Origin of the sequence: Streptomyces sp. NBC_00076 (genome assembly GCF_045041235.1) — a bacterium.
Lineage (GTDB): Bacteria > Actinomycetota > Actinomycetes > Streptomycetales > Streptomycetaceae > Streptomyces.
Genome location: NZ_CP108242.1, coordinates 9,311,904 through 9,335,968 on the forward strand (window position 1 = coordinate 9,311,904; position 24,065 = coordinate 9,335,968).

General features: G+C 69.8%; 24 protein-coding genes. 17 read left to right on the forward strand and 7 right to left on the reverse strand.

Features of this window, described 5'->3' with window-relative positions; genetic code table 11:
• The first annotated feature begins 97 nt into the window (after positions 1-97).
• Positions 98-676, forward strand: coding sequence for a TetR/AcrR family transcriptional regulator (locus OHA64_RS41875; RefSeq protein WP_405622418.1), 579 nt, complete (start codon positions 98-100; stop codon positions 674-676).
• A gap of 16 nt (positions 677-692) precedes the next feature.
• Here the strand turns inward: OHA64_RS41875 and OHA64_RS41880 are convergent, their stop codons facing one another.
• The gene (locus tag OHA64_RS41880; protein WP_405622419.1) at positions 693-2,495 is read right to left on the reverse strand and encodes an FAD-dependent monooxygenase; all 1,803 of its coding nucleotides are present in this window, start codon (positions 2,493-2,495) and stop codon (positions 693-695) included.
• Between the two features lie 104 nt (positions 2,496-2,599).
• On the opposite strand from OHA64_RS41880, the gene OHA64_RS41885 reads away from it, so the two are divergent.
• The 7 genes from OHA64_RS41885 to OHA64_RS41915 all read left to right on the forward strand — a co-directional run bounded on the left by OHA64_RS41885 (position 2,600) and on the right by OHA64_RS41915 (position 8,533).
• Positions 2,600-3,007 (forward strand): nuclear transport factor 2 family protein, encoded by a 408-nt coding sequence (locus tag OHA64_RS41885; RefSeq protein ID WP_405622420.1) that lies wholly within the window; start codon positions 2,600-2,602, stop codon positions 3,005-3,007.
• Positions 3,008-3,027: 20 nt separating this feature from the next.
• Entirely contained in the window at positions 3,028-3,672 is a 645-nt protein-coding gene (locus tag OHA64_RS41890; protein ID WP_405622421.1) for a VOC family protein, read from the forward strand.
• Positions 3,669-4,508: a fumarylacetoacetate hydrolase family protein gene (locus OHA64_RS41895; protein ID WP_405622422.1), complete on the forward strand. Its 840-nt coding sequence runs from the start codon at positions 3,669-3,671 to the stop codon at positions 4,506-4,508. The genes OHA64_RS41890 and OHA64_RS41895 overlap by 4 nt, the downstream gene beginning before the upstream one ends.
• Positions 4,509-4,617: 109 nt before the next feature.
• Positions 4,618-5,361 (forward strand): hypothetical protein, encoded by a 744-nt coding sequence (locus OHA64_RS41900; RefSeq protein WP_405622423.1) that lies wholly within the window; start codon positions 4,618-4,620, stop codon positions 5,359-5,361.
• A gap of 127 nt (positions 5,362-5,488) precedes the next feature.
• Positions 5,489-6,481 (forward strand): hypothetical protein, encoded by a 993-nt coding sequence (locus OHA64_RS41905; RefSeq protein ID WP_405622424.1) that lies wholly within the window; start codon positions 5,489-5,491, stop codon positions 6,479-6,481.
• Positions 6,478-7,578 carry a zinc-binding dehydrogenase gene (locus OHA64_RS41910; RefSeq protein WP_405622425.1) on the forward strand — a complete coding sequence of 367 codons (1,101 nt, stop codon included), beginning with the start codon at positions 6,478-6,480 and terminating at the stop codon, positions 7,576-7,578. Before OHA64_RS41905 ends, OHA64_RS41910 begins: the two co-directional genes overlap by 4 nt.
• A 67-nt stretch (positions 7,579-7,645) precedes the next feature.
• Complete coding sequence (locus OHA64_RS41915) at positions 7,646-8,533, forward strand: SDR family oxidoreductase (protein ID WP_405622426.1); 888 nt, start codon at positions 7,646-7,648, stop codon at positions 8,531-8,533.
• Positions 8,534-8,547: 14 nt separating this feature from the next.
• Here OHA64_RS41915 and OHA64_RS41920 read toward each other — a convergent pair whose 3' ends face one another.
• Positions 8,548-9,177, reverse strand: coding sequence for a TetR/AcrR family transcriptional regulator (locus tag OHA64_RS41920; RefSeq protein ID WP_405622427.1), 630 nt, complete (start codon positions 9,175-9,177; stop codon positions 8,548-8,550).
• A 78-nt stretch (positions 9,178-9,255) separates the two neighbouring features.
• Positions 9,256-9,435: a hypothetical protein gene (locus tag OHA64_RS41925; RefSeq protein ID WP_405622428.1), complete on the reverse strand. Its 180-nt coding sequence runs from the start codon at positions 9,433-9,435 to the stop codon at positions 9,256-9,258.
• Between the two features lie 99 nt (positions 9,436-9,534).
• Here OHA64_RS41925 and OHA64_RS41930 point away from each other — a divergent pair, with 99 nt between their 5' ends.
• Together OHA64_RS41930 and OHA64_RS41935 are read left to right on the forward strand one after the other, a co-directional pair.
• Positions 9,535-10,164 carry a VOC family protein gene (locus tag OHA64_RS41930; protein WP_405622429.1) on the forward strand — a complete coding sequence of 210 codons (630 nt, stop codon included), beginning with the start codon at positions 9,535-9,537 and terminating at the stop codon, positions 10,162-10,164.
• 280 nt (positions 10,165-10,444) lie between these two features.
• On the forward strand, positions 10,445-12,892 hold the full coding sequence (locus tag OHA64_RS41935) for an MFS transporter (protein ID WP_405624342.1): 2,448 nt from the start codon (positions 10,445-10,447) through the stop codon (positions 12,890-12,892).
• A gap of 205 nt (positions 12,893-13,097) precedes the next feature.
• Here the strand turns inward: OHA64_RS41935 and OHA64_RS41940 are convergent, their stop codons facing one another.
• The 3 genes from OHA64_RS41940 to OHA64_RS41950 form a co-directional block, all read right to left on the reverse strand.
• A complete protein-coding gene (locus OHA64_RS41940; RefSeq protein WP_405622430.1) occupies positions 13,098-14,072 on the reverse strand; it encodes an Lrp/AsnC family transcriptional regulator in 975 nt (324 codons plus the stop codon).
• Between the two features lie 4 nt (positions 14,073-14,076).
• Positions 14,077-14,532, reverse strand: a complete 456-nt coding sequence (locus OHA64_RS41945) for a MarR family winged helix-turn-helix transcriptional regulator (protein ID WP_405622431.1) — start codon at positions 14,530-14,532, stop codon at positions 14,077-14,079.
• A 148-nt stretch (positions 14,533-14,680) separates the two neighbouring features.
• Complete coding sequence (locus OHA64_RS41950; protein WP_405622432.1) at positions 14,681-15,169, reverse strand: MarR family winged helix-turn-helix transcriptional regulator; 489 nt, start codon at positions 15,167-15,169, stop codon at positions 14,681-14,683.
• A gap of 72 nt (positions 15,170-15,241) precedes the next feature.
• On the opposite strand from OHA64_RS41950, the gene OHA64_RS41955 reads away from it, so the two are divergent.
• The 4 genes from OHA64_RS41955 to OHA64_RS41970 all read left to right on the forward strand — a co-directional run bounded on the left by OHA64_RS41955 (position 15,242) and on the right by OHA64_RS41970 (position 20,453).
• Complete coding sequence (locus OHA64_RS41955) at positions 15,242-16,027, forward strand: SDR family NAD(P)-dependent oxidoreductase (RefSeq protein WP_405622433.1); 786 nt, start codon at positions 15,242-15,244, stop codon at positions 16,025-16,027.
• A gap of 311 nt (positions 16,028-16,338) precedes the next feature.
• Entirely contained in the window at positions 16,339-17,877 is a 1,539-nt protein-coding gene (locus OHA64_RS41960; protein ID WP_405622434.1) for an aldehyde dehydrogenase family protein, read from the forward strand.
• 321 nt (positions 17,878-18,198) lie between these two features.
• Positions 18,199-19,461, forward strand: a complete 1,263-nt coding sequence (locus OHA64_RS41965; RefSeq protein ID WP_405622435.1) for an amidohydrolase family protein — start codon at positions 18,199-18,201, stop codon at positions 19,459-19,461.
• 71 nt (positions 19,462-19,532) lie between these two features.
• Positions 19,533-20,453 carry an NADP-dependent oxidoreductase gene (locus tag OHA64_RS41970; protein ID WP_405622436.1) on the forward strand — a complete coding sequence of 307 codons (921 nt, stop codon included), beginning with the start codon at positions 19,533-19,535 and terminating at the stop codon, positions 20,451-20,453.
• Positions 20,454-20,544: 91 nt separating this feature from the next.
• Here OHA64_RS41970 and OHA64_RS41975 read toward each other — a convergent pair whose 3' ends face one another.
• A complete protein-coding gene (locus tag OHA64_RS41975; RefSeq protein ID WP_405622437.1) occupies positions 20,545-21,318 on the reverse strand; it encodes an IclR family transcriptional regulator in 774 nt (257 codons plus the stop codon).
• 71 nt (positions 21,319-21,389) lie between these two features.
• Between OHA64_RS41975 and OHA64_RS41980 the strand changes: the two genes are divergently transcribed.
• Genes OHA64_RS41980 through OHA64_RS41990 form a run of 3 tightly spaced genes read left to right on the forward strand, consistent with a single transcriptional unit; the run spans position 21,390 to position 24,063 of the window.
• Entirely contained in the window at positions 21,390-22,514 is a 1,125-nt protein-coding gene (locus tag OHA64_RS41980) for a cupin domain-containing protein (protein ID WP_405622438.1), read from the forward strand.
• On the forward strand, positions 22,511-23,341 hold the full coding sequence (locus OHA64_RS41985; protein WP_405622439.1) for a fumarylacetoacetate hydrolase family protein: 831 nt from the start codon (positions 22,511-22,513) through the stop codon (positions 23,339-23,341). The genes OHA64_RS41980 and OHA64_RS41985 overlap by 4 nt, the downstream gene beginning before the upstream one ends.
• Positions 23,338-24,063: a maleylpyruvate isomerase family mycothiol-dependent enzyme gene (locus tag OHA64_RS41990; RefSeq protein ID WP_405622440.1), complete on the forward strand. Its 726-nt coding sequence runs from the start codon at positions 23,338-23,340 to the stop codon at positions 24,061-24,063. The genes OHA64_RS41985 and OHA64_RS41990 overlap by 4 nt, the downstream gene beginning before the upstream one ends.
• Positions 24,064-24,065 lie beyond the last annotated feature (2 nt).

Sequence of the window (24,065 nt, forward strand, 5' to 3'; positions counted from 1 at the left end):
GCACAGCCATGTCCCTTGACTGTGATTGCCCCCAGGCCGGTTCGGCTCGCTGTCTACACTCAGTTGAGACGAGCTGAACACATCAGAGGAGCCCGGGATGCCGCGGAACCGCCAACAGATCCCCCGTGAAGAGCGGGCGGGTGATCTGCTAGCCGCGGCCACCGAGCTTTTTCTCGCCAAGGGCTACGACAAGACCACCATGGCGGACATCAGCGCCGCCGCCGGGGTGGCCAGGGGCAACGTCTACTGGTACTTCGACTCGAAGGACGACATCTTCGCCGCGGTGATGGACCGGATGCTCAGCCGCGAGATCCGCACCCTCAACGCCGAGCAGGCGGGCGCCGACCCACTGAGCCGGCTGGTGCGCGGGCTGTCCGACATGCGCTATTCACGGCCGCTGCACCAGGCCATGCACGACCGACTTCCGCATTCCGAGGCGGTTCGTGCCGCCCACAACACCTTCCTGGACTGGATCGTCGGACTGGTCGACGAGGTCATGGCCGAACACGGCCTCGACGGCGCCCCCGACATCGATGCCGCGCTCCTCCGTGATGTCGTGGTCGCCGTGTTCGAAGGCGCGAACGTGCCCAACGACCGGAACCGACCGGCCCACGAGATGATCCGTTTCCTGATGGAGTCCGTCCTGGCCGGGCGTTCACCGGTCAGGAAGGCATGACGCCGGACGCTGCGCGTCAGAGTTGGCGAGTACCGGCTTTCGCCGGGACAGCCTCGGTCACCATGACCGAATCAGCGGCCGGATTCCCGCTCTCTGCTGCCCCGCGCAGCCGGTCGAGCACCGCGACGGGGTCGGCGGGAGCCTGCTCGCCCCGCCACCCGACGTGTCCGTCGGGGCGGACCAGTACCAGCGGCCGCTCGTAGAGCCTCGCCCCGGCCGGATCGGCAAGGGGCAGCACCGTCAACGGCACGCCCCGCCGGCGCGCGGCCTTCACCAGCGGGGACGGGTCCGCCGTCCCCGAGACCACGAGCACGAAGCCGCGGCCGAAGTGGTCGAGCACCGAGCTGCCGTCGGGCAGCCGGACGTGCGGTGCCCGGCAACCGGGCCAGGTGGACGGGACGTAGTCGTCCGGCTCGTCGGGCGGCTCCGGGGTGCCGTCCGGCACGCAGATCGGGGAGCCGCCGTAGCGGTATCCGAGCTGCACGCCCGTGCAGCGGAACTCCTTGCCCCGCCACCTGCGGATCATCTCGCCCATCTCACCGCGGGCCCGGTCGCCCTCCGCGTCCGCGCGGCCGAGTGCGGCGTCGGGCGCCAGCTGGGAGTCGGACCTCCAGTTGCTCGATGCCTCCGTGACGTTGCGGACGGCGATCGGCCGCCGCTCCAGTTCGTAGCTGTCGAGCAGCGCGGGGCCTCCCCAGCCCTGGAGGACCGCGGCGAGCTTCCAGCCGAGGTCGACGGCGTCGCCGATCCCGGTATTGGCACCGAAGCCTCCCTTGGGCCACAACAGATGCGCCGCGTCACCCGCGAGGAACACCCGTCCCGCACGGTAGCTGCCGGCCACGACGCAGTGCCCGCTCCAGGGCTGGGCGGCGAGTATCTCCACGTCGATGGGCGCACCGACGGCTTCATGCACCCAGGCGACCGCGTCCCCGGGCTCCGGCTCCTGCTCGAGATAGACGGAGAGCCGCCACTCGTCCACTCCGTTGACCACCGTGACGTACGGCCTGCGCGCCGACGACAGCGTGTGGATCTGCACCGCCGGGCCGCCCAACCGCTCCCGGAGCAGGTCCGACAGGTGCGGCGCGCGGAAATGCACCGCGAAGTTCTGGCCCTGCGCGAACATGCCCTCGAACTCGACGCCCAGGGCCCGCCGGACGCTGCTGCGGCCACCGTCACAGGCTACGAGGTAGTCGCCGGCCAGTGTCTCGGAGGCGCCGCTCTCCAGGTCACGCACGACGGCGAGGACACCGTCGGAGTCCTGCTCGAACGTCTCCAGGCGTGTGGCGAACCTGATCTCGACCGAGGGCAGACCTCGCGCCGTCCGTTCGAGCAACGGCAGGAACGAGAACTTGGAGAGGAACGCGGGGCCCTCCGGCGTCAACGGGCCGTACGTGCCGGGAGATCGGTTCGTGACCCCGTAGTCGAATTCGGCGAGTACGTGTCCCGTCACTGACGTGGCGAACACCGTCCGGTGCGGATAGTCCGTGGGCGGTGCCGACTCCGCGCGCGCCCTTTCCGCGCAGCCCCAGCGCCGAAGGTGCTCCATGGTGCGGGAGAAGATCGCCTCGCCCGCCGGGAAGGGCACGCGGCCGTCGCCCTGATCGATCACCGTCACCGGCACACCACGCCACCCCAGCTCGATCGCGAGCGAGAGACCCACGGGTCCGGCCCCCACGACCAGGACACGCCGCGATCCAGCTCTCTTGTTGCGGTCAGACACAGGGGACCTGCCTTCCTCAGCACGGCTTGGATCAGTCGCGACCCAACCTCTTGAACCCGAGTCAGAATTACACGCCCAGAGCGTTCTGTGGAAGAGCATGACGAACGGACGCCTATCGACAAGATAGGTGCGGTGCTACGCTTGACCCCGGTTCAAGAGATGGGAGCGACGTCGTGGTGTCTCCGGCCGATCGAAGCGATGCTGTGGGCCACTGTCGTGCCTTGGCCGTCAGCTACCACCGCGACATCGACGGTGGCCGCGCCACCGCCGGGATCGGCGCTTTCGCCGACGACGCGGAGTTCGAGGCGCACGGCCGGGTCTTCCGCGGGCGTGAAGAGATACTCGGGTTCCTCAAGGCACGAGAGGCCGACACCGGACGGCAGACCGTCCATGTGCTCGCCAACGAGGTCGCCACCGCCCAGGACGACGAGGACAACGGAAGCGGCGACAAGCGGGTCGAGTTGCAGAACATGGTTCTGCTGCACGTCCGGCAGCCCGACGGCGCCTACGTCTTGGACCGCGTCCTCAACACCGTCCACCGGTTCCGCCACTCGGGCGGACGGTGGCGGATCACGCACCGCACATCGAGGCCGTTGCACCCCACCGTCTGACGGGCAAGGAGGCCCCCACGATGACGACGACCCCCCAGAGCACGGCCGCCCCCGCGGCCACCGAGACCCAAGCCGTCGCGCTGCAGATAGCCGAAGTCGTGCTCAAGACCGGCCGCTACGACGACATGGCCGCCTTCTACACACACGTACTGGGACACGGCCCGTTCTACGAGCGGACCCCGGACCCCGATGCCCCGCCGCGTCCCGCGGGGATGCCCGAACGGGCGGTCGACGTCCGACTGGGCTTCTTCCGTGTGCATGATGCCCCGCACACTCAGGTCCTCGCGCTGTTCGGCATCGACAGCCTGATCGGGACCGACGCCTCCGGGCCGGGGCTGCATCACTTCCAGTTCGGTGTCGGCTCGCTGGGCGAACTGGTCACCCAGTTCGAGCACATGGCGTCCATCGGCGCCCGCCCGCACCGTGCCGCCAACCACGGCCAGGCCACCAGCTTCTACTACCGCGACCCGGACGGGAACATCGTCGAGTTCTCCTGCGCCAACTTCGCCACCATCGAGGAAGAGGTGGCCTTCATGTCCGGGCCCGTCTTCGCGGCGAACCCCTCCGGCCTGGAGCTCAACCCCGATCGCTTCGTCACCCGCTACCGTGCCGGTGACCCCGAGGACGAGCTGCTGCGCCTCGACAACCAAGCGGTGGCCCTGTGACCAGGCTCGTCAGCACTGCCAAGGGAATCGGCAGGCTGGAGGACGACGGCGAAACCGTCGCCTTCCTCGACCTCGACGCGACGGACATCGGTGCCGCCCTCCAGGCCGGCATCGACCTCACCGCCATCGCCACGGCTGCGGTCCGTGACCGTGTACCCACGGCCCAGGCCCAGCTCATCGCCCCCCTCCCGAGACCCTCCAAGATCTGGGCAGTGGGTTACGCCTACGCCGGCCACCGCACCGAGGTGGGGTACGCCGGCACGGCGGAGGATCCGGTCGTCTTCCTGAAGGCTCCGTCCTCGGTGATCGGCACGGGAGAGCGGATCCGTTTCCCGAAGGTGGCTCCGGACGAGGTGGACTACGAAGGCGAACTCGCGGTCGTCATCGGCAGGCGCGCCACCGACGTCTCGGAGGCGGACGCGTACTCGTTCGTCGCCGGCTTCACGATCTGCAACGACGTCAGCGCGCGCGATGTCCAGAAGGGACGCGTTCCCGGCCGGGCCGCCAACGTCACCGCGGCCAAGAGCTTCGACACCTTCACCCCCATGGGCCCCGCACTGGCCACCCTCGACGAGTTCGCCGACCCCGATGACCTGCACCTGCGCACCTGGGTCGGCGGCGAGCTGCGCCAGGACGCGCGTACCTCCCAGCTCATCCACCCGGTTTCCGCGCTGGTCTCCTACCTCTCGCGGCAGACCACCCTCGAACCCGGCGACGTGATCGCCACCGGAACCCCGGCCGGGGTCGGGCACAAACAAGGCCTGTTCCTACGGACCGGTGACGAGGTCCGGATCGAGATCCAGGGCATCGGCACCCTCGTGAACACCTGCGCCTGACGCGCGGAGGTCAACCTGAGGACGCCGGAGCCGTGGCGGCGTCGAGTCAGAAAACGTCAATTCTGGCGGCCGTCGCAGGTGCGACGGCCCAGTAGCAGGAGGCAATCAGGTGAGCAGCGACCCCAAGAGCAGTTTCGGCGGCGGAAACCCGTGGGACCACATCCAGCCGTGGGACGAGGAGATGTTCGGGAAGGAAGTCCACGACAGCGACCTGCAGAACAAGTGGGGGACCGCCGTGTCGATCGCCGGCGGGCTGCCCTACATCTGGAGGGAGCTGGCCCGGCCGATCTCCGAAATCGTCTACGGTCTCCTCGAACTCCGTGCCGGGGACAAGGTCCTGCTCATCGGCGAGGGCATCGCCCCCGCGGGGTGGGTGGAAGACATGCGGGAGATCGTGGGACCGGACGGCGTCGTGGATGAGGTGGAGATCATCCACGACGGGCGGAAGGCGGTCTTGGGCCGGCTCCCCGGACGGAACGGCCAGACCGGCTGCTGGCGCTGGGACTACGCCGACTCGAAGGCCGACGAGGAGTACGACTGCGTCGCAGTGCTCCAGGCGACCCAGCACAGCGACGACTGGGAGGAGGCGGCCAGGGACCTGCTGCGCGTGATGAAGCCGGGCCGCCGCATCGTGCTGGCCGAGTCGGTCCTGAAAGGGCCGACGTTCACCGCGCGCATCAACTCGGACGTCCATCTCCGGCAATGGTTCGACAAGCTGTTTCAGCAGGTCCCGGTGGCAGACATTCCCTACTGGTCCGGCGAGGAGGTCCGCGAAGCCTTCGGGGACACGGTCGACAGCCCGCAGCTGATGGAATGGCGCGGCATCGAGATGTTCTGGGGACGAAAGAAATAGCAGGCAGCAACGATCGAGCCGAAACCCCGATCGTGCCCTGACCCCGATCCCGCCGAACTCCGAGCAGTGGGATCCGCTGACCACCTGAGCCGCATTACGCGACGCAACCCAGAACGAGGAGGTTGCCGTGAGTGTCAACGAGGACCTCATGGTCATGGCATCGGACCAGCCGCTGCAGAGCGTCGTCCGCGACGAGCACCTGCTGCTGGCGCCGCCGCATCCGTCCAAGGTGCCCATGAAGCTGTGGGACGAGCACCCGCCCCTGACCGTGGTGCATTACCCGCAGGAGTACCAGGAAGAGGCGTACGCCCCGCCACGCGGTGTGTACGAGAACGACGAGATCCGCGTCGAGTGGCAGAAGCTGGACGGCCGGCAGCCGTTCTACCACCGCAACTGCGACGTGGACGAGCTCTGCTACCAGATCGCCGGCGAGCGCACCCTGATGACCGAACTCGGCGTGGTCGAGCACCGGGCAGGCGAGTTCTCCCGCATCCCCCGGGGCGTGGCCCACGACAACTACAGCCGGGCCGCAAGCCACCTGCTGTTCTACATCCCCGCGCCGGTCGCCGAGCTGGTACCGGCTCAGCGCGAGTCCCAGGCGGTGTTCCCGCCGTTTCCCGGCTGGCAACCCGCACCGGCCAACGAAGCCGTCAGCTGGAACCTGGGCACACCCGGTCGTGACATCACCATCTTCGGGGTCGATGAACAGCGACTGCTCGAACACGTTCACAGCGACGACCGCCGGATACAGGTACTGCGCCCCGATCGTGGCCAGGACACCACCTGGCTGTACGGCACCGAGCGCATCCGCATCGGCCTGGTCACCACCGTGCCCGGCGGTGAACGCCGCTACCGCCGCACTCTCGATGCCGACGAGATCCAGTACCAGGCCAACGGCCACCGCACCCTGATCACCCAGCACGGCCTCGTCGACCTCGAGCCCGGCGATTTCGTGCGCATCCCGCTCGGAATCTCGCACGCCAGCGTCTCGACCGAGGCGGGCGACTACGTCAGCCTGCTCTCGCGCGGCGAGGTCCCGCAGGTCGCCAAGACCTCCCGTACCGCCGAACCCTACTCAGCCGAACGGCTCGCGGCCCTCGACGCGGAGGTCCACTCATGACCACGATGCTCGCCCTGCGCGCCCAGCGCGACGCCAGCACCCTCGTCCTGGAGGACATCCCCGTCCCCGAGCCCGGTCCGATGGACGTCGTCGTGCGGGTCGCATCGGCCGGCCTGGCCCCGGGCATCATGCACCTTCTCAAAATGGGTGCGTTCAAGCATCTGCCCACCACCCTCGGCTTCGAGGGCGCCGGCACCATCGCCGCCGTCGGCAGCGACGCCACCGGCGTCCACATCGGCGACCGGGTCCGGGCGCACACCTTCCTGAACTGCCGCACCTGCATCTACTGTCGTACCGACCGCGACATGATGTGCCCGCAGCAGTCCATGATGGGCTACGCCGCCTTCAACGATTCCGCGATGCCGCTCTACGACGAGTACCACAACGGCGTGCTCGCGGAGTACGTGCGCCTCCCGTACTGGCTGGTCGACCCGCTGCCTCAATCCATCAGCTTCGACGTCGCGGCCAAGGTGCACACCCTGGCCAACGCCGTACGCGCGTTCAAGTGGGCCGAGCTGCCGATGGGATCCACCGTCGTCGTCACCGCCGCGACCGGTGCCATGGGCACCGCGACGGTCAAGCTCGCGAAGCACTTCGGTGTCGCCGACCTCATCCTCGTCGGCCGCCACAGTGACCGGCTCAAGGCCGTCGCGGAACTGTCCGGTGGCATCCCGGCCACCATCGTCGCCCTGGACGAACTCCCCGATGACTGGGCAGCCGCCGGCGCACTCGCCGACCGACTGCGCGAACTGGCACCCGGCGGAGCACACGCGGTCCTCGACTACGTCCCCGACGGGCCGGTCACCGGTCAGGTCATGGGCGGGCTCGCGGCCGGCGGCGCACTGGTGCACATGGGAGGCAACCGCACCCCGCTGCCGCAGCCACCGTTGGCACTCATGCTGAACATGTGGCGGTTCATCGGCACCCGCGCCTGTACCCGCAACGACGCGCTGGAAGTCCTGCGCCTGCTGGAGACCGGCGCCCTCACCGCTGATGAGCTCATCACCCACCGGTTCCCGCTCAGCGACGTGATGGGGGCCGTCGACGCCGTAAAACGCCGCGACGAACCCATGTGGATGCCCGTGATCAATCCCTGATCCGCGGCACGAGTCCATCAGCGTGCTCTGCGGAGCCATCGAGGATCCAGTGAGAGGAAACCGGAAAGTGTCCGAAACCGAAGCCGTACGCAGCGAAGAGCCGCCCTTGCTCGCGGTGATCGGGGCGGCCGGGCTCTGTGGTTCGTACCTGTTGGAGGCGGCGCGGCGGTCTCCGTTCAGGGTCCGCGCAGTGGTGCACGGGCCGGCGGGCCGTGAACGGGTGGCCGCCCTGGGCGCCGACGAGATCGTCGAGGCCGATCTCGCGGAGCCCGACTCAGTCCGCCAGGCGGTGAAGAACGCCGACTCCGTGTTCATGATCCCTCCGGCGTTCCACCCGGAGGAGGATGCCTTCGCGACCAGGGCACTCGAGGCGGCCGAGCACGCGGGCGCGCGCCGGTTCGTGTACCTGTCCGTCCTCCACCCGCACACCCCGGGGCTGCGTCACCACCTGCGCAAGGCGAACGCCGAGGCCACCGTGCGGGGTTCGGATCTGGAATGGACGATCCTCCAGCCCTCGATGTTCGCCCAGATCGTCCTGTCGACGTGGGGAAGGGCTCCCGCCGGGCAGGTCGACGTGCCGTTCGACGTCCATCACCGGTTCTCCTTCATCGACCTGCGTGAACTCGCGGAAGTCGGCGTCAAGGTGCTGTCCGAGCAGGGCCACGACTCGGCGACCTACGAGCTGGCGGGACCCACCACCACGCCCGCCGAGGCTCTGCGCATCGCGGGCCGTGCACGAGGTGTGGAGCTCGAGGCGAGGACGGTCGACTGGGCGGAGGCGCCGCTCCCGCCAGGAGTGGCCGACGATCCGTCCCGGGGCCCCGACATGCGTGCCATGTGGCAGGACTACGACCGGCACGGCCTGCGCGGCAACAGCAATGTTTTGCGGATGCTGCTCGGCCGTGACCCCGCGTCCTTCGAGGAAGCGGCCGCCGCGTTCGCCGCGCGAGGCTAGTTCGCTCTTTCTGGTCAACCGCTCGGGGAGCTCACGGGCCGTAGGGCGTGGAGGACGGTGTCGACGATCTGTTCGGCCAGTCCGTCAGGGAGGTCGGGTTCGGGGCGCGCGAACGAGCGGATGAGCAGGGGGCCGACGAACAGGTCGATGGCCAGCTCCGGGTCGACGTCCGTACGCAGTTCCCCGTTCTGCCGGCCTCGCCGGAGGATCTCCAGCCCGAGGTCGCGGCGGGGAGTGATCACGTCGGCATGGTAGGCGGCCCATATCTTGGGGCTGCTTCTCATCTGGGCGTGCGCGTTGTGCAGGATCGCCGAGGAGCGGCCGGCCAGACTGCGTTGGCGCAGTGACTCCAGCAGAACGACCAGGTCGTCCCGCATCGACGTACCGGGGAGTTCGCGCTCGGCAGGCTCAGCGGCGCGCATGACGTCGACGAAGAGATCCTCCTTGTCGCTCCAGCGGCGGTAGATGGCAGCCTTGCCGACGCCGGCGGTGCGGGCGATGCGCTCGACGGAGAGATCGGCCAGCGGGACGCCGTCCTCTAGAAGCTTCATCACCCCCTCCAGGATGGCCTGTTCCACGGCCTCGCTACGGGGACGACCGCGGGTGGGTCCGTACGACGGCGGACGGCTCTCGGCACGGCTCATGACTTTCCGTCCTTTCGCTCGCGGTGCGCCGATGAAAATCGCGCGGTCCGCGTTGGGGGTCGGTCCCCGGAGCGGCACTTACTTGTTCCTGGTGACCTGTGTCCCGCTCAGCCTGTCCATGGACTGGGCCATGATGCCGGGAGGATGCCGGGAGCGGCGCGCGATCTCCGCGGCGGACACCCCCGGCGTCCAGAGGACCTGCCGCAGAACGTTGTGCTGCTCGGTCTGCTTGACATCGCCGACGAACTCGCCCGGCAAGTGCCGCCGAGGCTGAATTCCTGGCCGGTCGGTGGCCTGGTTGGGCTGATCCTCGGTTCCGATCCGAGCCCCCTGCGCCGACCGACAGTGACGGCGACAATGAGCGGCGACGGGTTCGAGGGCTTGGGGGGCAGGATGCTGACCGGGATCGTGATCGACGCGCTGGATGTCACGCGCATGGACCGCTTCTGGCTGGACGTGACGCGAGGTCTGACGGTTGGCCTGCAGTTGCGGTTCGTGCCGACTGCGAAGCCGAAGACGGAGCACAAGAACAGGCTTCACCTCGACCTGGCCGGGGGGCCGGACTGGGAGGCCGAGGTGGCGCGCATGCTCACCCTCGGTGCGACGCGGGTCGACATCGGCCAGGGAGATGTCCCGTGGGACGTGCTGGCCGATCCGGAGGGCAACGAGTTCTGCGTGCTGCGCCCCGGACACCCCGGCGTGCTCGCCGACTCCGGCCTCGTCGCCATCTGTCTTGACGTCGCCGAAGAGGACCGCTCCGCACAGTGGGCCTTCTGGCAGTCCCAGGCCGACTGGCAGGTGGTCGAGTCCCACGACTGGGGCCTCCGGCTGCGCCGGAGGCCCACGAGCACGGTCTCGCTGGTGATGGGACCGCCTGCGGCGCCGAAGGTGGCGCGGAACAGGCTGCGCCTGGAGGTCACCCATCGCGACTGGGAGCCCGGCGAGTTCCTCGACGCCGGCGGAAACGAGTTCCACGTCACGTGCTGACCGCTCTGGATGGACGTCGAAGACTTTCCGAGCGCATCACCGCCGGAGGGTTCGAATCAGTGTCTGGATAGCCGTTGGCCTGTCGGAAATCCGTCGCAAGCCTGCTCCGCATGTCGGTTCTCCAGGTAATGGAGGGTCTGGCTGGCATTGAAGGTGGAAATGGCCGGAACCTGTCTGTACTGCAAGTCGAGTGCGGCATCGCCGTGCCAACAGGGAGAGTTCTGTGAGTGCTACCCACCAGGTGAACGGCCACCGAGAACGGCAAGTGGCCACGCTGGTCATGGCCTGTGTCGGTATGTTCGTCGCCTATCTGCCGGTGACCACCGTCTCGGCGAGCCTGCCCGCCATCCAGAGCGCATTGCACGCGTCGACGTCCCAACTGACCTGGGTCTCCTCCGCGTTCCAGCTCCCCATGGCCGCTCTCATCCTGACCGCCGGGGTCTTCGGCGACGTACACGGCCGCAAGAAGGTGTATCTGGCGGGCCTCGCGATGGCCGGCGTGGGAGCCGCCGTCGCGCTGTCGGCGCAGTCGGTCGAGGTCGTCTGGATCGGCCAGGCGTGCGCCGGACTGGGCGCCGCCGCTCTGCTGCCCTCGACGCTGGCGCTGATCAGCCACGCCGTATCCGACCCGCGCAAGCGCGCCACGTTCGTCGGGCTCTGGGCGGCGTCCCTGATGACCGCGCTGGCCGTCGGGCCGTTGATCGCCGGTGTGATCCTCGACCACACCACCTGGCGTTGGATCTTCCTGCCGACCATACCGGTGGCGGTCATCACCCTGGCAGTCGCGGCACCGCTGGTGAGCGACTCCCGCGCTCCCGGTGAGCGCCGACTGGACTGGCCCGGCCAGATCACGGCAGCGGTGACGATCACCGCGCTGGTCTACGGCGTCATCGAGGGCGGTGCCGCATCGTTCACCGAGGGCCGGGTGATCGCGGCCCTGTCGCTGGCGGCGGTCGGTGCAGTCGCCTTCGTCCTGCTGGAGCGGCGCAGCCCCAGCCCGATGCTGGACCTGTCGCTGTTCCGCAGTGCGGCGTTCAGCGCGACGACCCTGATCGCCATGATCACGTTCCTGGGGCTGATCGGCTTCTTCTTCGTCCTCAGCCTCTACTTCGGCATGGTGCAGCACCTCGACACCCTGCACGCGGGGTACCGGCTGCTGGTCGTCTCTGCGGTGTCCCTCGTTGTGGGCGCGCTGGCAGGCCGCCTGATGCACCGGATTTCGCCACGAGTCATGATCACCGTGGGCCTGCTGGCCACAGCCGGCGCGCTGCTCGCCCTGACCGCGATCGACGCGGGGACCTCCTTCGGTCCGCTGGCCTGGCGGCTGGCCCTCCTTGGCCTGGGACTCGGCCTGGTGATCACCCCGATGACCGCCACCGCCGTCGCGTCGGTGCCTCATCACCTGGCCGGCATGGCGTCGGCGGGCAACAACGCCTTCCGGCAGGTCGGCGGGGCTCTTGGCCCGGCCGTCCTGGGCACCCTGCTGACGACGAAGAGCACCGACTCCCTGCCCGGCCACCTCCGGGACGCCGGCGTCAGCGGACCGGTCGCGCATCGGATCACCGGCGTCGCGGACGCCGACGGTCTGGGAGCGGTGGCCGGGATGAACCTCGGCAAGGACACCGGCCGGGCCATGGGCGCGTTGGGTGAGGCCTTCCTCGACGGCCTCTACCTGTGCCTGATCGTGGCCGCCGGCCTGGCCCTGCTTGCCGCGCTTGTGGGCGCCGTACTGCTGCGAACTCCGCGGTCCAAGAGCTCTGTCGCCGCTGCTGCGGATCATTCGGCGCCTGTGACCGCCGAGGCTTCCGTCGAGTCCGAGTCCGAGTCCGAGTCCGAGTCCGTGTCGGAGCGGGAGCCGGTGTTGGTCGGTGCCCATGCTCAGGGACGGTCGGGGGAGTCCGGGCAACGGGCGGGCGCGGTCGGCTTCGCCGGCGGCGGTGACACGTTCGTCCCTGACAGTGGCTCGGGTCCCGCCCTGTACGGCCGGATACTCGGGACGGCGGGGGAGGCGGTCGAAGGAGCCACGCTGACACTGATCTCACTGGGCGGGCGACAACTGGGCCGGGCCGTGGCGCATTCCGAAGGCCGCTACCGGCTGGACGCGCCGAGCGCCGGATCGTACGTCCTGATCGCGGCGGCGAAGGGCCACCAACCGCAGGCATCCACCGTGGTGGTGGGTGAGGAGCCGCTGTCCCACGACGTCCTTCTGTCAGCCAACAGCGGGCTGGTCGGCACGGTGGTCACCGCCGGGGACGGGGTGCCCGTGCAGGGGGCGACGGTGGCGGTGACGGATGTGCGAGGAGAGGCACTGGCCGCTGAAACGACCGACGCAACCGGCGCGTTCGCGTTCGGCGAGCTGCCGCAAGGCGAGGTCACGGTGGTGGTGAACGCGTCCGGATTCCGGCCCGCCGCTCTGCCGGTGCGGGTGTTCGGCCCTCGACTCGCCCGTCTGGACGTGGCGTTGTGGCCGGGAGCGGTACTTCGGGGCACCGTGCGGACGGGATCCGATCGCCGGGCATTGACCGACGCGCGGGTCACGCTCGTGGACAAGGCGGGCAACGTCATCGGCACGGCGACCACCGGGCCGGACGGCGGCTATGCCTTCACCGACCTGGACGCCGGGGACTACTCGGTGATCGCCAGTGGCTATCCGCCGGTCGCGGCACCGGTGTCCGTGGACGGGCCGGGGCTTGAGTTCGATGTGGAGCTGGCTCATTCGGAGCGCTGAGCGGGCAATCCGATCGGCAGCCTCCGGCTGAGAGCCAGTCAGTGGTTCGTACCGGTCCGGCCCCGCCCGGGGCACGGAGGGCCCGGACCGGTACGGGGCGCGTCCGTGGGGACGGGAGAGCGCCCGCGCGCGTGGTCCGGGACTCACTCCCCCCGGGTCCCGGACCACGACGTGACAACGCGGACAGGCTCACAGGGGGGTGCGGTCAGCGGTTCGGTTCGTACGTGAGTTGTTTGACCTGGCGCAGGACGAGGGCCGACTCGACCGCCTGGATGCCGTCGAGGGCACCGATCCTCTCGCTCAGGTAGGTGTAGAGCTCGTCGGAGCTTGTGAATTGGGCGGAGACGACGATGTTCTCCTGGCCGGTGGTGGCGGACACGAAATCCACTTCCTGGTGCGCGGCGATGCTGGCGCCCACGTCGGCCAGTGCACGGGGCGTCACGGTGAGCCAGAGCATGACGCTGACGTCCTGTCCGAGGGACACGTGGTCGTACTGCACATCGAAGTACAGCGCGCCCGTGGAGCGCAGGGTCTCGAGCCTCCGTTTGACCGCCGACTCCGACTGGCCGGTGGCCTTGTGCAGGTCGGTCACGGTGGCCCGGCCGTCGTGGCGGAGTACGGCGAGCAGCGCCTCGTCCGCCGCGTCGGGAATGAGGTGGGCGTCGAGCGGGACCGGATCCGGCAGGCGCAGAGCGGACTGCTGTTCGGGGGTGAGGGCGTGGGACTTGTTCAGCCAGCCGAGTGAGCCGCCGTAGAAGGAGTGCAGGAGGCAGTGGGCGGTCACCCTGATGATCTGGCGGGTGCGTTGGAGCCGACCGAAGAGCAGTTCGTCCCTCTCCTTTCGGCTGCGGGGCTTCATTCCGCAGACGACCTCGGTGCCACCCGAGATGAGGTTCACGTAGAGGGTGTCGGGGCGTCTGGCGAGGGCGTCCGCGAGGTGCTCCGCCACGTCCGGGATGCAGTGCAGTCGTACGATCCACGTCTGCCGGCCGAACCGGTTCTCGTCCGTCATGCCGAGAACGCGCACGTTGACGGTGTTGTGCAGCCTCCGGTATCGCCGGGCCACGGTCTGGTCGGAGACTCCGAGGACGGCGGCGATACGGCTGAACGGGGCGCGCCCGTCGAGCTGCAGCGCCTGCAGAATCTGGAGGTCGAGGGGATCGAGTGTCGGCGGGCCCACCGGCTCATGCCTCCCGGACCACGTCGGCCACCTCGTCGAGCAGTGTCCTCAGCTGTGCGGCCTTGTCGGGGCCCAGCTTCTCGGCGATCCGCTGTTCGATCCCCACGATCACGGCGTCGGCATCGCGCAGGGAATCGAGGCCGGCGTCGGTGAGGTGCAGCTCCTGCACATGGCCGTGGCGCGGGTGCGGTCGGCGTTCCAGTTGGCCCCGTTCCTCCAGGCGCGCCACCTGGGAGGCCACCGCCTGCGGGGTGACGTTCAGGCGGCGGGCCAGTTCCGCGCCGGTCAGGCCGGGATCGCTGTGGACGGACATCAGCAGGGTGTACTGCGCGGCCGCGATGCCCAGCGGTCGCAGCCGCTGGTCTTTCCGGGCCTGCACCGCCCATTCCGCCCGGCGCAGCGCCCAGGTCACCCGGCCCAGTGCGTTGGCAGCGATGAGCCGCTCGTCATCGTGTGTCACGCCGCGAGAATACGGCACCTGGGTGCGCATCAAGTACCTGACAGTAGCCAACCAGCTGAAGGCTTTGGGGTTCGCCTCCAGCCCTCCCAACGGTTCACCACGGAGGCCGCCACTTGAGAGGGTGACTTTCAGTCGGCGGGGCGCACGTTCACTCCTCGCGAACCGTCTCGGCGACCCGGTTGAGCAGCGACCGCAGTTGCGCGGTCTCCTTCGGGCCGAGACCACCGGTGATCTGCAGCTCGATGTCGGCGATCACTTTGTCGGCCGCGCGCAGCGCCTCCCGCCCGGCGTCGGTGAGGTGCAGCTCCTGCACATGCCGGTGGCGCGGGTGCTCGCGTCTCTCCACCTGTCCGCGGTTCTCCAGGCGTGCGACCAGGGAGGCGACGGCCTGGGGGGTCACGTTGAGGCGGCGGGCCAGCTCGGCGCCGGTCAGCCCCGGATCGGCGTGCACCGAGATCAGGAGCGTGTAGTGCGGGGCTGCCAGGCCCAGCGGGCGCAGCCGCTGTTCCTTGAGCGTCTGCACTGCCAGTTCCGCGCGGCGCAACGCCCACGTCACCCGGTCAAGGGCGTTGAGCCCGACGGGCTCCTCGTTGTCAGGGGCGTCAAGCCCGAGGGGTTCATCGTTGGTTCGTTTCACGCGAGAAGGATACGGCACTTCATGACTATCAAGCATTTGACAGTAGCCCAGCGTTTGGCGAACACTGGATCCATGACTCGAACCATCGCTTTGATCACTGGCGCCTCCTCCGGTATCGGCGCCGCCTACGCTCGACTCCTGGCGGACGACCACGACCTCGTTCTGGTGGCGCGACGGGCCGACCGGCTCGCCGACCTCGCCGAGGAACTCAGCGCCCATGGAGCAGCCGTCGAGGTGTTGCCCGCCGACCTCATGACCCACGACGGCATCACCGCCGTCACCGACCGCCTGGCCGCCGGGGATGTGCGCACGCTGATCAGCAACGCGGGCGCCGGCGGCTACGCCCCGCTCGCCGAGGTCGAGTCGGCCGACATCGACCGTCTGCTCACCCTCAACGCCGTCGCCCCCGTCCGGCTGGTCCACGCGGCACTTCCCGGAATGCTCGCGGCGGGCGAAGGCGCGATCGTCACTGTCGCCTCGCTCCTCGCCTTCAGCGCGGGGGTCACGGACCCGCGAGCACCTCGGCGCACCCTGTACGTCGCCGCGAAGGCTGCCACTTTGGGCTTCACCCGCACCCTCGCCGCCGAACTCGCCGACACCCCGGTCCGCGTCCAGGTGGCGTGCCCCGGCGTTGTGGCGACGGAGTGGAACAGCGGCGCCGGCCACAACATCCCCTGGGCGATGTCGCCCGAGGATGTGGCGTCGGCCAGCCTGGCCGGGCTGCGCCTGGGTGAGACCGTCTGTGCCCCCGGTCTGGAGGGTCAGGACGCCGCCCTGGACGCCTTGCTCGCCGCGGAGGCCGCTTTTGTCGCGGGTGGCAACCGGCCCACGCTCGCGGCTCGCTATACGGATCAGTGAGCTCGGGCTGCCGTGACTGGCGGGTGGGTGCTTGTCGGCCTGGCCCGCCACTCTCTTGGCGTCAAGTCATGAGAAGTAGCGCCGGGAATCATGCTTACCCCCCTGCTATTGACTGGATCAGTGCTCCCTACCTAACTTGGCTCTAGTTCAAGAGCGGGAGGACGGCCTTCGAGCCGTCGCTGAAGTCATTCACGGCGCGCACCCGCTCTCACACAGCGGCCCTTCGCCGCGCCGAAGACCGCGTCCGCCACCTGCCACACCCTCCGGGTGCCGTTCGGGCGCAGGCGGTCGTAACACAGTGGGAGAGACCCGTGACCAACAACATTCCGACGATCACGCGTGATGGAGTCATCGGACAGGACGGGAACGAGGTAGTCACCGTCGACCAAGCCACCGGGGCCGAGCTCGCCCGGTACCCCGTGGCCGGCGAGGAAGAGGCGGCCGCGGCCGTCGCTGCCGCCCGCTCGGTCGCCGGGGCCTGGTGGGACCTCGGATTCGAGGGCCGCGCGGAGCGGCTGCGCGCGTGGCGGCGGGAGATCGCCGTGAGCGGTGAGGAGGGGGCCGCCCTCATCCACGCGGAGAACGGCAAGCCCACGGACGACGCCCGCAGTGAGGTGCTGTCCACCCTGCAACACCTGCTGTTCGCCATTTCCAACGCCGAGCGCGTCCTGGGGCGCCGGGACATCCCGGCCGGCCCGGTGGCGTCCAATCAGCAGGCGTGGGTCGAGTACCGCCCCTACGGCGTCGTCGGCGTCATCGGTCCGTGGAACTTCCCCCTGATGACCCCGGGCGCCATCGTCATCAACGCGCTCACGGCAGGCAACGCCGTCGTCCTCAAGCCCAGCCACGTCACACCGGGCGTCGGGGAATGGATCGTCCGGACCTGGCAGCGCGCGGTTCCCGACTTCCCGGCAGTCCTCCAGCACCTCAACGGGTTCGGGGCCACGGGCCAGGCGCTCATCGGCGCCGGCCTGGACAAGCTCGCGTTCACCGGCAGCGTCGCCACGGGGAAGACGGTCGCCGCCCAGTGCGCGGCGACCGTGACCCCCATGCTGCTCGAACTCGGCGGCAACGACGGCGTCGTGGTGGCCGAGGACGCCGACCTGGACGAAGCCGCCAAGCACGTCGTCTGGGGCGCTCTGCAGAACACCGGGCACGGCTGCATCAGTCTCGAAGTGGCCTACGTCGTCGAGTCCGTCCACGACACCTTCGTCGAGAAGGTCACCGACCTTGCCGGGAAGGTGCGCGTCGGCAGCGACGAGAACGCGCAGATCGGCCCCGTTCCGCTGGCCAGCCAGATCCCGATCATCCGGGACCACATCCAGGACGCACTCGCGCACGGCGCGACCGCCACGGTCGGCGGCCTCGAGACGGTGACCGGTGACCGCTACGTCGCCCCCACCATCCTCGTCGACGTGGCTCCCGACGCCCTCGCGGCCACGGAGGAGACCTTCGGGCCGACACTGGCCGTCGTCAAGGTCGCCGACACCGAGGAGGCCGTCGCACGGATCAATGCCAGCCAGTACGGCCTGGGCAGCGCCGTGTTCAGCCGCGACCGCGGTGAGGAGATCGCCCGCCGCCTGCGCGTCGGAATGACCAGCATCAACGACGCCCTCGTGTTCTCGATGAACCCCGCGCTGCCCTTCGGCGGCCGAGGTGACAGCGGGTACGGGCGCAAGCACGGCGAGGAGGGACTCCGCGAGTTCGCCTACCCGCACTCCTTCTCCGCCAAGACCGGCCCCGCCCAGTTCTCGGCTTCGACCTTCGACCGGCGGCCCGGCGCGATGGCCGGAGCCCTCGCCGCGGTCCGCGACAGGATCCTGGCCGAGGGCGACAAGAAGACCGCCTGATCAACCGGCGGCCGGGGGTGCGGTCCGGTCGGGGCCGGTCGGGGCGTCCATCCCGATACGGACCGGTCACTGACCGGCTTGGCACCAGGTCCGAGAGGGGGCACTCTCCCTCTCCCTCGGCCCCGGCCCGCCGCCGGACGCGGCCCGCCGATGGTGCGAGCCGACCACAACCATCCGATGCCCTGACCGCCGACACGCCCCAACCGCCGCGGATCGCAGGGCTGTCGGACCACCCACGGGAACGACGCGCACCTTCGGGGAGCGCGACAGCCATTGGCAGGACCCCGGCCATCACCCGCGCACCATCGAGGGAGAGTGGACATGTCCGACGACCGTCCCTTCCAAGCCGTGACTCCGCCCGCCGATCCCCGCACCAAGCCTCCTGCCGAGGCCACCCGGCGCAGATTCATCGCCGCGACCGCCGCTGCCTCAGGAGCCGCCGTGGTCGGCGGTCTGGTCGCGGGCTCGCCCGCGTCGGCAGCCGAGGCCGCGCCTGGCAACCGTGTCTCCACCGCGGCCGGCGGCGCCGGCCGAGCCGACCACAACCAGCCGACACCGGGTCCGTCGACACGAACCCGAGCCGGCGGCTCGAAGCACCATCGACCCACTTCGGAGGCAAAAATGCGCATCGTGGCCGTGGAAGAGGCGTTCTCCGTTCCTGGAGCCATCCGGCAAGAGGCAGCGATCCGTCAGCGCATGGAGGTGCCGGAGGCGATCAAGCAGGAGTGGTTCCGGCGCCTGGACGATCTGACCGAGCTGCGGCTGGCGGACATGGACGCCAACGGCGTCGACGTCCAGGTCCTCTCGTATTCCACGCCGGGTCTGGAAGTGATCGAGGATCCGGCGGAGGCGGTGGCCGTCGCGCGGCGGGTCAACGACTTTCTGGCCAAGGCGGTCGCGGGTCATCCGAACCGGTTCGCGGGCTTCGCGGTCCTTCCGCTGCAGGACCCGAAGGCCGCGGTCGTGGAGCTGCGCCGGGCGGTGAAGGAGCTCGGGCTCAAGGGCGTGCTGTACAACGACCATGTGCGGGGGCACTACCTGGACGAGCCGCAGTTCAGGCCGGTATGGGCCGAGCTGGAGCGCCTCGGCGTGACGCTGTATCTGCATCCGGCTGTCATTCCGGCCGACAACTGGCGTGTCTTCGACGGATATCCCGTGCTGGTCGGGCCGTCCTGGGGCTGGACCGCGACGGTGGGTGCCCATGCGCTCCGGCTGATCTACGGCGGTGTGTTCGACGAGTTCCCGGGCGCCTCGGTGACGTTGGGGCACATGGGCGAGCTGCTGCCGTTCCAGATGGCCCGGCTCGACAGCCGCTACGACCAGGTGCCCGCCGAGCACAGGGTGCAACACCTGCCCTCGTACTACCTGCGGAACAACGTGTACGTCACCACCAGCGGAGTCATGTCGCATGCCGCGCTGCTCGGAGCCGTCCATGCCGTCGGTGTCGACCGGGTGCTGTTCTCCATCGACTACCCGTTCGAGTCCAGCGCCGAGGCGGTGGAGTTCCTGCGTACCGCACCGTACGCACCGGCCGACCTCGCGCGCATCGCGCACGGCAACGCCGAACGCGTTCTGGGCCTGTGAACGACCGACAGTCCGCGTAGTCCCGGTAGTCACGCTTTCTCTTCACCCGCAGTGCGATCAGAGGAGCCACGATGCCCAAAGCAGTGCGATTCGCGGAGTACGGGGGCATCGACGCACTGAACGTGGTCGATGTAGACCGGCCCGAGCCCGGTGAACGTCAGTTGCTCGTCAAGGTGGTCGCCGCCGGGATCAACCCGGGCGAGGCCGCGATCCGGCAGGGGTTCCTGCACGACAGGTTTCCCGCGACGTTCCCGTCGGGCCAGGGCAGCGACCTCGCCGGGATCGTCGAGGAAGTCGGCGCGGGAGTCACCGGATTCGCCGAAGGTGACGAGGTGATCGGCTTCACCCACAACCGGGCCAGCCACGCCGAGTACGTGGTGGTGGAGGACGACCAGCTCATCCACCGACCGGCGGGTGTCCCCTGGGAGCAGGCCGGCGCGCTCTTCGTCGCCGGAACCACGGCGTACGCGGCGATACACGCCGTCAAGGTCGAGCGTGGTGAGACGGTCGTCGTCTCCGCGGCCGCCGGAGGGGTGGGCTCGCTCGTCGTACAACTCGCGCGGCACGCCGGGGCCACCGTCATCGGTCTGGCGAGCGAGCCCCACCATGCATGGCTCACCCGGCACGGAGCGATCCCGCTGACCTACGGAGAGGACGTCGGCGAGCGGGTCCGCGCCGCGGCCGACGGCACGGTCGACGCCTTCATCGACGCCTTCGGCGCTCCCTACATCGAACTGGCGCTGGAACTCGGCGTGCCCGGTGAACGGATCAACACGATCATCGACTTCGCGGGCGCGGCGAAGCACGGCACCAAGGCGGAGGGCTGCGCGGCGGCGGCAAGGGCCGACGTCCTGCGAGAACTTGCCACGCTGATCGCCGATGGTGATCTGGACATCCCCATCGCCCGTGTCCACCGGCTCGAGGAAGTCCGCGAAGCCTTCCGAGAACTGGAACGTCGCCACACGAGGGGAAAGATCGTGCTCAAGCCCTGACGGACCCGCATCCCTGTTGACGAACGAAGTCCGCGTCCCTGGGGTGAGCCGGGCAGTGCGGGCCGGGGCCGTGGGTGTGCGCCGCCTTCGTTCACAACCCCTGACCGATGTCCCGCGCGGCCGCGAGCAGCGGCTGCGCCAGGTCCGCGAGTCGTGCGCGGGTGCAGCGGACGGACGGAGCCGCCACGGCGACGGCGGCCACGGCGGTACCCGTGCGGTCGCGCACGCAGGCGCCGACGGCGTGCACTCCGCGCTCGCTCTCCTGGAGGTTGAGGGCGTAGCCGTGGCGGCGCACGGACACCAGCTCGTTCATCAGGCTCTCGAAGTCCTTGGGAGACCGGGCCCGGTCCCCGGGGAGCCCGTTGGGGTAGAGCGCCCGGACCCGGTCCGCCGGCAGTACCGCGAGCATGGCCTTGCCGCCCGAGGTCGCGTGCGCGGGCAGCAGCGTGCCGGTGCGGAAGCTGACGCGCAGCGCCTGGGGGCCCTCCACGCCGTCCAGGAAGCGGGCTCCGTTGCCCTCGAGCACCATCAGGTGGGTCGTCTCACCCACGGCGTCCGCCAGCCGTCGCAGGTGCGGGTGCGCGATGGTGATCAGGTCGGGGGGCGGGGCCGACTGGCTTCCCCTGATCGCCTGCAGAGCCGGCCCCGGCCGGTACACCTTGTGGCGGTCCTGGGCCGCGAATCCCTCGAAGACGAGCATCGCCAGGATCCGGTGAGCGGTCGAGCGCGCGACGCCGAGCCGGTCGGCCACGTCCATCACTCGCAGCTCGTCGAGCTCGTGCAGCAGCCGGACGACGCGCAGGGCGTTGCCGGCGGCGCTCACCGGATACGAAGGGCTGGGCGAAGGGTCCGCTGAGTTCTCCATAGAGGAATCCTACGCCTCAAGGATTCCGGTGAGGGGAAACGGCGGCGTAGCGTCAGGGACAGCGCGGAACGATGCGCGCCTTTTCTGGCGGTCGCCGAACACACGACGTGGAGGTTTCCGTGACCGACACCACCAGCGAACAGACCGAGCACAAGCTGCTCGACGAGCTGTACGCGGATTTCGAGGACGCGGGCCTGATCCCGCTGTGGACGCAGGTGGACGGCCTGATGCCGATGTCGCCGCAGCCCGCCGCGGTCCCACACCTGTGGCGGTGGGCGGAGCTGCTGCCCATCGCGCAGCGCTCCGGGGAGCTCGTACCCGTGGGGCGTGGCGGTGAGCGCCGCGCCATGGCGCTGTCCAACCCCGGTCTTCCGGGCCTTCCCTACGCCACGCCGACCCTGTGGACCGCGATCCAGTACCTGGGTCCGCGTGAGGTCGCCCCCTCGCACCGGCACAGCCAGGGAGCCTTCCGGTTCGTGGTCGAAGGTGAGGGCGTGTGGACCAACGTCGACGGCGACGCGGTGGCGATGCGGCGGGGTGACCTGCTGCTCACGCCGAGCTGGGCCTTCCACGAGCACCAGAACGTCACCGACCAGCCGATGGCCTGGCTCGACGGCCTCGACATCCCGCTCGTCTCTCAACTGGACGCCGGCTTCTTCGAGTTCGGCCCCGACGAGCTCTCCACCCGTGCCACTCCCGAGCGTTCGCGCGGCGAGCGACTGTGGGGCCACCCCGGGCTGCGCCCGATGGGTCTGCCCGACCAGCCCAACTCCCCACTGGGCGCCTACCGTTGGGAGCACACCGACGCCGCCCTGACCGCCCAGCTGGAGCTGGAGGAGGAAGGCGTACCCGGTGTGCTCGAACCCGGGCACGCCGGAGTCCGCTTCTCCAACCCCACCACCGGCAAGGACGCCCTGGTCACGATGCGCACCGAGATGCGTCGACTGCGGGCCGGTACGCGGACCGTCCCGGTGCGCTCGGTCGGCTCCGCGGTCTGGCAGGTGTTCGACGGCGAGGCGGTCGCCCATGTCGGCGACAAGGTCTTCGAGATCGCCAAGGGCGATCTGTTCGTCGTCCCGTCCTGGTGCGAGGTCTCCCTCATCGCCCGTACCCAGGTCGACCTTTTCCGTTTCAGCGACGAGCCCGTCTACGAGGCCCTGGGCCTCGCCCGCACCTCCCGAGGAGAACACAAGTGAAGCTCGCCACCATCCGGGTCAACGGCAGCACGCGCGCCGTCCGCATCGACGACGACAAGGCGGTGGACCTGGGCGAGAGCGACCTCGTGGCCTTCCTGCGCCACGGCGACTGGGCGGCGCGTGCCGCGGACGCCGACGGCGAGACGTACGAAGGCGCCCTGGACTACGCCCCCGTCGTCGCCGCACCGGAGAAGGTCGTGTGCGTCGGCCTCAACTACCGCACGCACATTCTGGAGATGGGCCGCGAACTCCCCTCGCACCCCACGCTGTTCAACAAGTACGCGCGGGCGCTGGTCGGCGCGTACGACGACGTGACCCTGCCCGCCTCCTCCACGCAGATGGACTGGGAGGCCGAGCTCGGCGTCGTCATCGGGGCCGAGGTCCGGCACGCCGACCCGGAGCAGGCGCGGGCCGCGATCGCCGGGTACACCGTGCTCAACGACGTCACCGCCCGCGACTGGCAGTACCGCACCACCCAGTGGGACCAGGGCAAGACCTTCGAGGCCACCACCCCCATCGGGCCGTGGCTGGTGACCGCCGACGACCCCGCGGTCTCCGCCCAGGGCCTGAGCCTGTCATGCGAGGTCGACGGTGACACGGTGCAGAAGGCCGACACCGGTGACCTCGTCTTCGACCCGGCCACGCTGGTCGCATACCTGTCCGAGATCATCACGCTGGTTCCGGGTGACGTGATCGCCACCGGCACTCCGGGCGGGGTCGGCCATGCCCGCAAGCCCGCCCGCTATCTGCAGGACGGTTCGCTCCTCGTCACCCGTATCGAGGGGATCGGTGAGACCCGCAACACCTGCCGCCGGGAGACGCGGTGAGCGCACGTCCGGTCGCGACGCCGGAGTGGGCCGCCAAGGGCACGGCGGCCTTCGAAGCCGCCGTGCACTCGCTGACCGACCCAGGATTCGCCAGGCCCTCGTACCTGCCGGGCTGGAGCCGGGCCCACATCGTCGCCCACGTCGCCCGCAACGCCGATGCGCTCGTCAACCTGCTGACCTGGGCGCGTACCGGTGTCGAGTCGCCCATGTACGCGAGTGGCGACCAGCGTGCGCGCGAGATCGAGGAGGGCGCCCGGCGGCCGGCCGAAGAGCTGCGTACGGAGCTGCTCGCGGCCGACAGCCGTCTCGCCGCGGAACTCGCCGCAGTGCCGGACGAGTGCTGGGAAGCGACCGTCCGCACCGCGCGAGGCCGTGAGGTGCCCGCATCCCAGGTGCCCTGGATGCGGGCGCGCGAGGTGTGGGTCCACGCCGTCGACCTGAACATCGACACCAGCTTCGACGACGTCCCGCACGACGTGTGCGCCGCGCTCCTCGACGACGTGACCGCCGCCTTCCGGGCCCGCCCGGACTGTCCCCCCGTCGAACTGCGGGCCGAGGACGCCGACCGCACCTGGCTCCTGGGCGCGCCCGGCGGCGCGGAGCCGGTCGTGGTGAGCGGTGACGTGGCCAGCCTGACCGCCTACGCGACCGGGCGCCCCGTGCCCGGCCCTCTGTACCCGACCGGCGGGGGATCCCTGCCGAAGCTGCCCGCGTGGCTGTGAGC